The organism is Parachlamydia sp. (assembly GCF_050255895.1).
GTDB lineage: Bacteria > Chlamydiota > Chlamydiia > Chlamydiales > Parachlamydiaceae > Parachlamydia > Parachlamydia acanthamoebae.
The window spans coordinates 1-12,473 of sequence record NZ_JBFWIR010000085.1 but is presented as its reverse complement, the minus strand read 5'-3'; the positions used below and the strand labels follow the sequence as shown (position 1 = coordinate 12,473).

The following is a 12,473-nucleotide window of genomic DNA, read 5'->3' as shown; positions in this document are numbered from 1 at the left end:
GCAAGCTATAACCTTTGTTAGGCTGGTGGGTATAGATCACGTGATGGGTTAATTTTTGTGGAATGAGCAATCATTGTCTCCCGAACAGAGCGATTCTATTGATCTCATCCTTCCAGAAAATATTGCGTCTAGTAACATACAGCAAATCATTGATGTGCGTACTCAAGAGGAATGGGATCAAGGTTATATTGCAGGGGCCCTCCATATTCCTTTACCCTTGCTTGCTAAAGAGTTACCTTTGCTTTCTCGAGAAAAACGGATTGCCATGATTTGTGGAAGTGGATATCGTTCATCGATTGCAGCTTCCCTTGCAAAGAAAAGAGGGTTTCCTCACATGGCAAGTGTGCATGGGGGAATGCAGGCATGGAAAAAGGCTCATTTGCCTGTGGAAATACCAAAGAATTAAATCATCCCGTTCTCGGGTGCTGGATTGCAAATGTTGTTGCAATTTGCGGATGTACCTAATGGGATAGATTTACCCTTTGCAGAAAAAATATCTATTAAAAAACCAAGGATTAAATCTATGTCAATCAAAACGATCAGTAATTTGGTCTTAAATCATGAAAATTATCAGTTAGAATACAAAGATACAGAGAAAAAAAAGGATGGTGTTTTAGTCGTAGGCTTTCAATGTGTTGTTAGTGCCGTTATTTATCCCCTTTTCCTACTTATGAGTCCTCTTCTTGTCCCATCAGCCATTATAAATGTTTGTGGGGCAAAAAAAAGACAAGCTAAAACAATTGACATTCTGAAAGATCCCGCTCTGTTAGAAAAGTACAAAGCAGGCAAGCTAGCGAAGCTTGAAAAGAGAGTAAGTGCTTTTGAAAAAGCTGCATTGAGTTCTATTCGAGTGAATAAATCTTTGCTTGGAGAGTTGGGGCAGTATGATCCCAAGTGGGATGAAGCCAAAAAACGTCAGTATTGGGATACATTTTTAAGAACAGATTTTAACAAAATGCTGTCAGATTCTAAGTTACAATCCACAAGGGACAGATTTGAAAAATTTCGCATAAAATTTCGGGCTTTAGAGATGCAAACTGGAATCCTATCTACTGAGCAAAAAGATACAGCATTTGAAGAAATTTTGAAATGTAAAGCCATTAAGAATAGCTTCAAAGTTATAGATGCTAAACATAGGCTCAAAGAGACTCTTTTATACATTTTGCCACTTGGGTTGATGCTGATTCCTTCAAGCAAAGCGCGTTCTACCTATGAGGGAAAAAAAGAACTGTTGCCTCAAGTCCCTGGTTTTGAAGCTTATACAGATCTTGTAGATGCACATAACAAGCTCATCAAAAATTCTAGTACTCACCTAGTTCCTTTACTTAAAGATTTTAAGTAACCACCGATTTGTTCGATGAGGGAGTGCTGGAAAAGCCAGCTACTCCCAAAAATCACTCACCGTGTGAACGTTCCTTGTCTAAATAAATGCTTTGTTGCTATGATGCGCTGCTCAACACAATTATTTTTTTATTTAGGGATTGCGATGTATACAGGTTTAGTTAATCGAAATTTTCCATGTGCCGAGGGCGAATCAGCTATTGCTGATTTTAAGAAAAAGATCCCCAAATTGCGCACTGTCGTTAAGGTGAGTAGCATTGCTCTAACATGCCTGTTCTTTCCTCTTATCATGATCCCTTTAGTTTGTGCTGCCATTTACTTGACCCACCGCAATCATTGCAAGAAACGAGGCAAGGATTTGCCTTTTAAAGAGTTTGTAAAGGAAATATATATTCCAGCGCGTTTAATTCATAATATTTCAGTTTTATAAGGGCTTTCATATGTCTTTCTATACTTATCAATCTTTTAAAGTGCCGGATTTTCGCTCATTTGAAATTCCAGGTTTTCGTCACTCCTCAGAAAAGCGTTCTTTTTTTGACAGTGACTTGACTAAGACTTGGGAAAATATTGAAAAAATACGGCTGTTTTCCTTTGCTTCTCCTCCTGAATCTCCATCCTTTAAATTTGAAGCAAAAACATTCCGTAGTACTCATTTCAATCTCAATGAGCTTTTCGAAGAATCGACTTCGCATCTACTTGGGACAATCGTCAAGGTCATTTCACTTTCATTTGCTGTCTTGATCACAGGTGGATTGATGGCAATTCCTTTGGGCATGGTGATCTATGCACAAAAAAAGCAAGAATTTGCCGAGGCAAATCAGTCATTCAACATGGAAATTTTTGTGAAGGACATGACCCCTTCTAAATTTTTTGATTGTTTAGTCAAATTTTAGTAATCAATAAGCCTTAACGATAGGTAGGTGATCCCAGCTTGTGGTATTATAGGGAGAACGTTGATCAGACCGTGACTTCCAGTCTTGATGGATGCCTGTGCCTCCCAAAAACACAGTTCTTTTCTTCAAGCGCGTATTGAGCTTATCCATTGCGCGCATCACCTGTTGACGCTTTATGTCGGGGCCTTTTTGGAACAAATCCGGCATGAATTGTTCAGCGGATTTTAAATCCAACAAAATGACACCACATTTCTTATATTTTTTCTTGTCGATATAAAGTTTTGTTAAGCATTGCTTAGTTGCTGCAATCATTTCAATGGTATCGTCTGTTGGGCTTGGAAAGGAATAAATCATATGATTTCCTTGAAGGCTTTCTCCATCCTGCGAGAAGAATTGCAGATAGACCAACAAAGCTGCCGCATATTGCTTTTGTTTTCTCAATTTCACACAGGCTTTGCTGACGAATGTGGCGAGGGCTTCTCCTAGTTCGGATATATCGGTGACTTTCCTTCCAAATGAGCGAGAAAACGTTATGCTTTGTTTGGGCGAACTTTCCTCGAGATCTAAAGCTGAAATGCCTTGTAGCTCGAGCAACATCCTCTCTCCTACGACCCCCATTGTTTTTCTGACAAAATAGGGCGTGAGTTGAATAAAATCCCAGACCGTCAAAATGCCGATCCCTTTTAAACGCTTTGAAAGTCTACGACCAATTCCCCAAACGTCTTCTATGGGATATTCTTTTAAAATGGCTTCGCGCGAAAGAGGCTCGTTTAGGCTAAATACTCCTAGGTCCCGATTTTGTTTAGCTAAGCTATTGGCTACTTTGGCTAAGGTTTTTGTGGGGGCTATCCCAATCGAAATGGGAATGCCAACCCATTTTTTGATCAGCTTTTTTATTCTCATACATTCTGCGAACATCTCTTCGTCAGAAAGTGTTATAGGAAATTTCAAAAAAGCTTCATCGATGGAGTAAATTTGCATTTCAGGGGCAAATTGAGACAGGCTATTCATCACCCTTTCGGAGATGTCTCCATAAAGTTGGTAGTTGGAAGAATAGACAATCACTTTAGCCCGTTCACAGTACTCTTTGACTTTAAAAAAGGGCTCTCCCATTTTAATACCCAATTGTTTGGCCTCTTGAGAACGAGAGATCACGCAGCCATCATTCTGAGAGAGGACAATCACGGGTTTTTCTTCGAGTTTGGGGTGAAGCATTCTTTCACATGAGACATAAAAATTGTTGCAATCTGCTAAAACGAAATGAGACATAAAAGAATCCTATAGATCGTGGATGACGTTTGTCACAACACCCCAAATGCGAAAATCATCTTCACTGGAAATCTCAATAGGAGGGTAAGCATCATTTTCTGCAACAAGTTGGATCCTTTTTCCTTCACAACGCAGTCTTTTTACTGTCAATTCTCCATTGAGAGAGGCAATCACAATTTTTCCATGGGAAGGCTCTAAGCTGCGATCAACGATTAAGATGTCGTTGTGGTGAATGCCGACTTTGATCATCGAATGCCCTGAGACTTTTAAGAAAAATGTTGCGGAAGGATGTTTAATCAGCAATTCATTTAAATCGAGTTTCTTTTCAATGTGATCTTCCGCGGGAGAGGGAAATCCTGCTGAAACAGTGGTATGATACAAAGGGAGGCGGTAGCACTTGTTTTGTATATACCGCATGACATGTTCGATTTCACTTTCAGGTAATCGAATGGCTTTTGTGGGTTCTTTAAATTTCCCAGATCCTTTTGGTCTTCCGGCCCCCATTCTTTTTCCGCCTAAACGCATGATTTCACCTTTATTGGTTATAAATAAGTGAATATTGTACAGAAATCAAATGAAACTACAAGCGAAAAGATTGTTTATGTTTAGTTGTAAATTTCATTTTATTAGTTAATTAAATGAAATTTATGAAGTAATTTTTGTGCAATTGCAAAGGCTTCTTTTCGGATTTCGGGGACGGCCGTTGTTTCCAATTTTTCACCAAGCAGAAGGGCTCCGAGCGCATAGATTTTCCCTGGTACGTTGCCTTGAATGTATCCATGAGGAGACAGTGCCAAACCCATTCCTAAAGTATCCCAAAGGGCCATTCCTTTTTGATGCAGATTTTGAATCAAGGGATTTGGTTGTTTTTGAATTTGGTACTCAGGACCCGTGCATTTAACTACGTAATTGACAGGAATCTGCAACGATTTTTCAGCTGTTCTCACTGTCACATTTAAGGTCTCGGCATTTTCTATTTCGATCGCGGTGACACGCCCAGCGAGCATGTCTAACTTTTCCTGTTTTTTTAGTTTTTCCAGCATATCAAAACTGGCAACTGCCATGCGATGACGATGATTATTCCATAACGAGAAGAGATGGCGTAAAAATTGTTTTTTCTCGGGAAGGGGAAGGGCTGCCCATAAAGGTTGGGTGCAACGGCGTAAAGAATCGATTACATCTCGCCACTCAGAATGAGAGACGATTTTTTTGCGTACAGTTCTGAAAAGTCCGCGTGCGGTTAAAGGAAGCTCCTTGGTTTTGACTTGAGGGAGAGGATGGGCAGGAGGTGCTGTAAGATGAGGTTGTGAGGAAGTTCCGCGTGGAGATACACAAATCATTTTTCCGTCAAATGCCTGATGTACCAAGGAAGCAACCGTATCTGCCATGGTTAAGCCCGCTCCAATCATGAGAACTTTGGAGGAATGTAGAAACATGCTGTCCAGGGCAGAGCTATTCCAAGGATCGGAAATGTAGCGAGGATGATCCAATAACTGAGGCGTTTCAAAAGAGAGCTTTTTACTAGGGGGAACACCACAAGCCAGAACAAGGGCATCCACTGTCACCGGATTTTCATGCGCAACTTGAAGGAGGAGTTGATCGTTGGATTCGGAGGCATCTAATACTTTTTGAAGGATCACAGTAAGCTTAATCTTTTTCTCTTCCGCGACAGCTTGTACTCTTTCATATAAATCTTCTAAGTAAAGCCCGTATAATTTGCGCGGTAGAAAGGCATCTGGATGTAAAATGGTTTTGGGAAAAAGAGGCTGAAGAGTCTCTTTCCTTTTTTCCACCCATTTCCAAAAATCATCAGGGTGCTCTTTTAAAGCTCCCATAGCATTTGCGCGCACATTCAGAGGATGGGTTTCACAATCTGTTGAAAAAGCCACTCCTTTGGGAAGTCGATGAGATGGTTCGAAAAGGAATAGGTTAAAAGGAGTCTGGGCCTGGAAAATCAAGTTCGCTAAAACCGCTAGCCCTGAAATACCTCCTCCGGCAATGGCAATTGAAGTGGTGGACATGAAACCTCATAAATTATGCATTTAAAGTTTAAATCGTATATCATCTTCATGCAATTTAAAAAGCGAGGAATTTTCGATGGCTATAACTCCCCAAGCCTTTCAACATTTACTTGGATCGACCATCTTGATGCCTAAAGAACGTAATGAGGCCTGGCGGCTATACAAACAGGTCTGTCCGGATGAAGCTTTAGCTTTTGTACACCATTTGAAACAAAAAACGGAAGCTTTACGTCAAAGCTGCCTTCTACGATCGACACCAATTCCTTACCAAACATGGGGAGCAGCTTGTATTGAGCAAGATGCGATCCATCAAATGAATCATGCCATGCGGCTACCAATTGCTGTCGCCGGAGCTTTAATGCCTGATGCCCATATGGGCTACGGATTGCCGATTGGCGGGGTGCTGGCGGTAGAAAATGCGGTTATTCCTTATGCCGTTGGTGTCGATATCGCGTGCCGCATGATGTTGAGTGTGTATCCAGAGTCTCCTGAAGCTTTAAGAGACTTTCATTCAACAAGACATCAAGCATTTCAAGAGGTGTTGCTTGCGAATACCGTATTTGGCTCAGGGCCTATGGGGCAGCATGAGGGGAAAATTGAGCATCCTGTTTTAGAAGAAAAACATTGGCAAGGGACAAAACTCACGCGTGGTTTGCGGCAAACAGGTATTCGACAAATCGGAACGAGCGGGGGCGGAAACCATTTTGTGGAATGGGGAGAGCTAGAGATTGGCAGCTCTGAAAATCCGTTAGGACTTCAGGTGGGAAAATATGTGGCTTTGTTATCACATAGTGGATCGAGAGGGGTGGGAGCTAAAATTGCAGATCACTATACAAAATGGGCCATGGAACAAATGCCTACTTTAGAACAATCCGTGCGCCATTTGGCATGGCTGCCGCTGGATAGTGAAGCAGGATTAGAGTATTGGGATGCTATGCAACTCGCTGGAAAATTTGCTTCTGCAAACCATCATGTTATTCACCAAAGAATCAGCCAAGCATTGGGATTAACCCCATTGACTTCGGTAGAAAACCATCACAATTTTGCATGGAAGGAAAGCGTCATCATTGATGGCATTGAAAAAGAATGGATTGTGCACCGCAAAGGGGCCACGCCTGCCGGAAAAGATGTCCTAGGAATTATCCCTGGAACGATGGCGGATGTGGGGTTTCTGGTGAGAGGGAAAGGTCATGCAGCTGCTTTAAATTCTGCTTCACATGGAAGTGGCCGCCAGATGAGCCGTACACGTGCGAAACAGAACATTACTTCGGAACAGCATGCCGCTTATCTTTCGCAAAGAGGTGTTAAATTGATTGGAGGCGGCTTAGATGAGGCCCCTCAGGCTTATAAACCAATTGAACAAGTGATAGAAGCACAGTCAGATCTGGTCGAGGTTTTAGGGGTCTTTCAACCCCGTATTGTGCGCATGGCAAGTGATTAAGCTTTGATAGCGAATCTGTTAAAATTACGATTGTGGTTTTTCGCATTCTATATTAACCTGAATTTTAAGTTATCTCCTCTACTTAATATGAGGTATTTATGTGGGCCAAAGAGTATCGCGATTATCCTCCAGATACAACTCTTAAGAAATATCGGGTGGAACCCAGCCAAGGAATTGTAGGTTGTGAAATGCACGAGATAAATGGTTGGGGCAATCGCATTCATATTCCGCTAAAAAAGAAAAGAAAAGGGCTGATCTCTTCCATTGTCAATTGGCTGTTTTCTTTTGGAACTAAAAAAGAGAATGAGTGATGACGCAAAAAGGAGAACATACGTGGGATCTTGTGGTGCGTTACCATCAATGTCCGAAATGTGGTGCGATTATAGAAAATCGGGAAGATTTTAAATACCGTCTTGGCCATTATGAAAAAGATCTCGAATGCCCGCGATGCCACCATGCTTTTACGCTAGTGAAAAACGTTTCACTAAAAATGGGTCCTTTTATAGGAGAGGGTGGGGCAGTAGAAGTGGATTGGAAAGAATAATTTGGAGAAAAAATTCATGATTGATAGTGAAGAAACGAATTTCGAAAGGGAAGAAGAAGAGATCGCGATTGGAACGTTAGAGAGATATTCTGGATCAGATGTCTCAGAGTTTCAACCTTATCTTTTGCTCACCAACTTTCCTAAATATGTGCAATATTTTGCTTCAAGCCGAGATCTGCCGATCGTCGAAGGATCGATGTTTTCGGTCGCGCATTCACCCAAAGAGAAGGTGAGTATTTTGGATTTTAAAATTGGGTCACCCGCCGCCGCACTGATTGTCGACTTATGTGCGCATCTTCCCATTAAAGCGAGCCTTCTTTTAGGCATGTGTGGAGGATTAAGACGTCATTATCATGTCGGAGATTACTTTGTCCCGGTTGCCGGGATTCGAGGGGAAGGAACGTCTGATTTCTACTTCTCGCAAGAAGTTCCTGCGATGGCCAATTTCCTCGTTCAAAAAGCTGTGACAAATGTGTTGATGGAAGAGGGGATTAAATATCACCTGGGGATTACCCATACGACCAATAAACGTTTTTGGGAGTTTAATCCTGACTTTAAGGCCCGTTTAAATGCCACACGTCCACAAGCGGTTGAAATGGAATGTGCAACCCTTTTTATGGCCAGTTATTACCATAAACTGCCGCTTGGTGCGCTCTTGCTGATTTCAGATCTGCCTTTAAGTCCAAAGGGCATTAAGACTAAAAAAAGTGCTCAAGATGTCTATTCAAAGTACACGGCAGAGCATGTGGAATTGGGCATAAAGGCCATTGATGAATTAGATAACTTGCTGAAGCTTGAAGAAAAAGGTGTTTTTAGAGGAAAGCGACGCAAGTTTGAAGATCAGCTCAACGACTAACGCTTAAACCTTTCCTTTTCCCATTTGTCAAGAGCTTGTTTGGTTACCCTTTCAAGCTCTTCAGGCGTTTTTATTTTTCCTAATAACATTTTGTGAGAGAGGATTTGCTTGCCTTTTTTCCATTCAATGGAGAGTGCCAGCTTATCAAATTTTAATGTCGTATAGCCTCGTTGGGAAGCGAAGACCCGAATGCGTGTGAGCGCCATGAGCCATTGCACTTGGATGACAAGGGGACCAAACCGATCTTTCAATTCTTGCTCGATAAGCTCGACATCACTTAAAGCAATGGCTTCGCCCAAACGTTGATAGATCTCCATCCGCAGGCTGACTTCATTGACATAATCTTCAGGAAGACAGGCATCGTAATGAAACTCTAGTTTAGTCTCAACCATACCGGCCGACAACTCACCTTGTAGGGTTTGAATGGTTCTTCTTAAAAGTTTGCAATAAAAATGGAATCCGATAGCAGAGACATGGCCTGATTGTTCGGTTCCTAAAATATTGCCGGCGCCTCGAATTTCCAAATCGTGCATTGCCAATTTCATGCCGCCGCCATATCCACAAGCTTCTGCTAAAGCATGCAAGCGTTTTCGGGCCAATTGTGGAAGTGATTTCAAATTGGGAACTAAAAAGTAAGCATAGGCACGCCTGTTCCAACGACCCACTCGTCCGCGTAACTGATACAAGTCCGCTAATCCAAATTGATCTGCGCGATTGATGAGGATGGTATTGGCATTTGGGATGTCGATGCCGCTTTCGATAATCGTGGTGGCAACTAAGATATCAGCCGCACCACTTTTAAACGCGTGAAAGACAGAGTCAATCTCGTCGGCGCTCATTTGCCCATGTCCGACCACGACACGCGCCTGTGGGAGCAATTCTTTGATTTTTGAAGCCACACCAAAAATCGTTTCGACGCGATTATGGATGACATAAGCTTGTCCATCGCGCGAAAGTTCCCTTAGCAGGGCATTTTTAAACACAAGATCACCCGGTTCCGAAATAATCGTGGTAATAGGCAAACGATCTTGAGGAGGCGTATTGATCACAGACATATCTCTAGCCCCAACAAGAGACATGTAAAGGGTGCGTGGAATGGGCGTTGCAGAAAGGGTAATGCAATCGACACCCATTTTAATTTTTTTCAAATGCTCTTTTGCTTTCACTCCGAAGCGATGTTCTTCATCAATAATGATCAAGCCAAGATCATGAAAAACCACATCTTTACTAATCAAACGATGTGTTCCGATCAGAATATCGATACTTCCTTTTGCCGCCTGCTCTAAGGTCTCTCGGATTTCTTTGGGCGTGCGAAAGCGGGAAAGTACCCCAATTCGGACAGGAAAGTTGGACATTCTTTCGATGAAATTCTCATAATGTTGCATTGCTAAAACAGTGGTTGGCACAAGCAATGCAACTTGTTTGTGTCCATCCATTACTGCTTTAAATGCGGCTCGCATGGCCACTTCGGTTTTACCGTATCCCACGTCGCCACAGATAAGGCGATCCATCGATTTCGTCGACTGCATATCTTCTTTGATACTGGCAATTGCGTTAAGCTGATCTTCGGTCTCTTCGTAGGGGAAATCCTCCTCAAAGTCTTGCATGTCGATACTATCAGAAGGATAAATAAGGCCAGCCTTTAGAGAACGGTGTGCGTAAAGTTGCAAGAGGTCTTTGGCATATCCGACAATAGCTTCTTGCGTTCTTTCTTTCGTTTTTTTCCAACGAGCACTACCCAGGGTATGCATGCTTGGAAGATCTTCACTACTGCCAATGTATTTGGTGACGAGGTGAGCTTGATTGAGGGGGACATAGAGTTTGCCATTTTCGGCATATTCAATCAGAAAAAATTCACTCAATACGCCATTGTGGTTTAGCTTTTTTTCAAGCCCTAAAAATCGTCCAATTCCATGATTGAGGTGGACGACCATATCTCCAGGAACAAGATGGTAGGATTCGGAAGGTGGTGTATGATAAGTGCTGCGTAGCTTTTGTCGACGTAGCTTATAACGATGAGAAACCTCTGTGAAAGGAATCACTAAAAGCTGCTCTTGTGCAAGCACCAAGCCGCTCGAAAGGTATCCATTTTGGTAAACAGTTTGAGTGGGTAGTGGAATACTTTTTTGTGCAATTTTTTGCTTAAGCGTGTTTTCTTCTAATTCACTTGCGCACAGAAAATGCAGATGCGCTTCTTTGGGAATGTGAGCTAAATTTTCTAAAATATCATTTCCCGAAACCTCCTGCTCTTCATCTCGAAAAGGAAGGAGATAGTCCACTAAAGGGATAAAAGGAGAAAGCCATCGTTTAGCCATTAAGTCTTTGTTAAACATGCTAAAGGCCAAAGTATGCATGGGAGCACTTTCTGAATAAAAACTCTTCCCCTTTGGACTCTTCAGTTTAACTTCTGTGAGTTCCTCAATGGGCTGACGGCTCCAATAAATCTGTTGCAGGGGAGCGATTTGCTCAAACAGGTTTTCAATGCTTTGAAAAGAGCGCGTCGGGGATCCACAAATATGTAGCAAAGAGGAGTAGCGATCTTCTAGAGCTAAGAGGTCGTCAAAGATCACAATGGTTTGTGGGCCTAAATAGTCTAAGATGGTTGATAGCTTGGATGATTGCTGGATCAGCTCCATCTCTTGTGCAGGTGTGATTTCAATGTGCTCAACCGTTTTAATCGATCTTTGTCCAATTGGATCAAAGATACGGATTGATTCAATGTCGTCTCCCCAAAATTCGATGCGAAAGGGATCGGGTGAGGCCACAGGGAAGATATCGATAATGCCGCCTCTAATGGCGAATTCCCCTTTATCTGCCGCCACAGCTGAACGTCGATAACCCATTTCATTCAGTCGTTGAATGAGTGTGTCAAAAGGGAATGTTTCCCCTTTTTTTAGGGCAAGATAGAGGGAGTCAAAATTTTGAGGTGGAATCAAGCTTTGCAGGCAAGCTTGCAATCCGCTGATGATGATGTGTGGTTGAAAAGTTGCTGAGACTTGGCGCAAAGCTTTGTAGCGTGCCCCAACAGTGTCTGGACTGGGAGCGATATTTTCAGAGGGCAAAGTTTCCCAGGCCGGAAACTCAAGCAACGGGGCAGACGAAAAAAAAGGAAAGTCATGATATAGACGGCTTTCTTCCTGACTACCGCCTGTCAAAATCAAAACATGCTTGCCCGTTACCTGTAGAGCAAGAGAGGCAATAAGAGCTTTGGGAGCATTCCAAAGCTCTTCAATCAGAACCGGGTCGCCTTGCTTAAAAGCTTCTTGAAGCTCTAAAAGTTTGGGATGTTTGAAAAGTTCTTCGATCACATTGCCTCATCAATTTTTTACGACGCTTGTAAAAGTTCGCGGAATTTTGCCAAAGCCTCTGTCAGTTTTTGAGGAGCCTTACCACCGGCTTGAGCCATATTGGGCTTTCCACCACCTGTGCCTTCAATCATAGGAGCCAATGTCTTAATAAGTTGAGAAGCATTGATACCTTTTGCAACAAGATCATCGCTGACACGAATAATAAGATGGCATTTATCTTCTTCTGTGACACCCAGGGCAATGACACCTGATCCCATTTTGGCTTGCAAAAGTTCAAGGAAATTGCGTAGCTCAGCTGCTGGCACATCCACTTTGGCTATAATTGTGGGAATATGATGAATCACTTCGGTTTGTTGTGAAAGTTCTGTGACCATCCCTTCCATCTTGCCTTTTTTCAAGTTTTTCATTTCTTGAGCGAGCTGCTTGTTTTCTTCAACTAGCTTCTCAATCCTTTCTTGCAATTTTTGCGGTTGTGTTTTCAATAGCTCTGCCAGGGAATCGATGAACTGTTCGCTATGGCGAGATAGGCTTTCTGCATCTTCACCGGTGACAGCTTCGATACGACGCACTCCCGCCGCAATGCTGCCTTCTTTCGCGATCCGAAATAACCCAATATTACCCAAGGCAGAAGTATGTGTGCCCCCGCAAAGTTCTTTTGAAAACTCCGCATCAACAACGCGCACTTTAGCCCCATATTTTTCACCGAAGAATTGCTTAATGTCGGTGCTCTTTTGGGCTTCTTCATAAGCGATTTCGTATGTTTTTACAGGGAGATTCAATCTAATTCTTTGGTTCACAAG

The 12,473-nt window shown here is 42.5% G+C and carries 13 protein-coding genes; 8 read left to right on the top strand and 5 right to left on the bottom strand.

Going from position 1 to position 12,473, the window contains the following annotated elements:
• Positions 1–73 precede the first annotated feature (73 nt).
• The 4 genes from AB7E63_RS12230 (at position 74) to AB7E63_RS12215 (ending at position 2,234) form a co-directional block, all read left to right on the top strand.
• Positions 74–406: a rhodanese-like domain-containing protein gene (locus AB7E63_RS12230; protein ID WP_428419593.1), complete on the top strand. Its 333-nt coding sequence runs from the start codon at positions 74–76 to the stop codon at positions 404–406.
• A 117-nt stretch (positions 407–523) separates the two neighbouring features.
• Positions 524–1,342: a hypothetical protein gene (locus tag AB7E63_RS12225; protein ID WP_284452780.1), complete on the top strand. Its 819-nt coding sequence runs from the start codon at positions 524–526 to the stop codon at positions 1,340–1,342.
• Between the two features lie 144 nt (positions 1,343–1,486).
• On the top strand, positions 1,487–1,771 hold the full coding sequence (locus AB7E63_RS12220) for a hypothetical protein (RefSeq protein WP_144016264.1): 285 nt from the start codon (positions 1,487–1,489) through the stop codon (positions 1,769–1,771).
• Positions 1,772–1,781: 10 nt separating this feature from the next.
• The gene (locus AB7E63_RS12215; RefSeq protein ID WP_006340523.1) at positions 1,782–2,234 is read left to right on the top strand and encodes a hypothetical protein; all 453 of its coding nucleotides are present in this window, start codon (positions 1,782–1,784) and stop codon (positions 2,232–2,234) included.
• Between the two features lie 3 nt (positions 2,235–2,237).
• Here the strand turns inward: AB7E63_RS12215 and AB7E63_RS12210 are convergent, their stop codons facing one another.
• The 3 genes from AB7E63_RS12210 to AB7E63_RS12200 all read right to left on the bottom strand — a co-directional run bounded on the left by AB7E63_RS12210 (position 2,238) and on the right by AB7E63_RS12200 (position 5,524).
• Entirely contained in the window at positions 2,238–3,503 is a 1,266-nt protein-coding gene (locus AB7E63_RS12210) for a Y-family DNA polymerase (RefSeq protein WP_006340522.1), read from the bottom strand.
• 9 nt (positions 3,504–3,512) lie between these two features.
• The gene (locus tag AB7E63_RS12205; protein WP_006340521.1) at positions 3,513–4,028 is read right to left on the bottom strand and encodes a LexA family protein; all 516 of its coding nucleotides are present in this window, start codon (positions 4,026–4,028) and stop codon (positions 3,513–3,515) included.
• A 101-nt stretch (positions 4,029–4,129) separates the two neighbouring features.
• Complete coding sequence (locus AB7E63_RS12200) at positions 4,130–5,524, bottom strand: FAD/NAD(P)-binding protein (protein WP_284452779.1); 1,395 nt, start codon at positions 5,522–5,524, stop codon at positions 4,130–4,132.
• Between the two features lie 76 nt (positions 5,525–5,600).
• Here AB7E63_RS12200 and AB7E63_RS12195 point away from each other — a divergent pair, with 76 nt between their 5' ends.
• The 4 genes from AB7E63_RS12195 (at position 5,601) to AB7E63_RS12180 (ending at position 8,365) form a co-directional block, all read left to right on the top strand.
• On the top strand, positions 5,601–6,965 hold the full coding sequence (locus AB7E63_RS12195) for an RtcB family protein (RefSeq protein WP_006340519.1): 1,365 nt from the start codon (positions 5,601–5,603) through the stop codon (positions 6,963–6,965).
• A gap of 98 nt (positions 6,966–7,063) precedes the next feature.
• Positions 7,064–7,276, top strand: coding sequence for a hypothetical protein (locus AB7E63_RS12190; RefSeq protein WP_006340518.1), 213 nt, complete (start codon positions 7,064–7,066; stop codon positions 7,274–7,276).
• Positions 7,276–7,509: a hypothetical protein gene (locus AB7E63_RS12185; RefSeq protein WP_006340517.1), complete on the top strand. Its 234-nt coding sequence runs from the start codon at positions 7,276–7,278 to the stop codon at positions 7,507–7,509. Before AB7E63_RS12190 ends, AB7E63_RS12185 begins: the two co-directional genes overlap by 1 nt.
• A 16-nt stretch (positions 7,510–7,525) precedes the next feature.
• On the top strand, positions 7,526–8,365 hold the full coding sequence (locus AB7E63_RS12180; protein ID WP_006340516.1) for an AMP nucleosidase: 840 nt from the start codon (positions 7,526–7,528) through the stop codon (positions 8,363–8,365).
• Here the strand turns inward: AB7E63_RS12180 and mfd are convergent.
• Together mfd and AB7E63_RS12170 are read right to left on the bottom strand one after the other, a co-directional pair.
• A complete protein-coding gene (gene mfd / locus AB7E63_RS12175) occupies positions 8,362–11,673 on the bottom strand; it encodes a transcription-repair coupling factor (protein WP_013924252.1) in 3,312 nt (1,103 codons plus the stop codon). The two genes, AB7E63_RS12180 and mfd, sit on opposite strands and share 4 nt — an antisense overlap.
• 17 nt (positions 11,674–11,690) lie before the next feature.
• Positions 11,691–12,473, bottom strand: a 783-nt coding sequence (locus tag AB7E63_RS12170; protein ID WP_428419592.1) for a DHHA1 domain-containing protein, incomplete at its 5' end; no start/stop codon positions are given.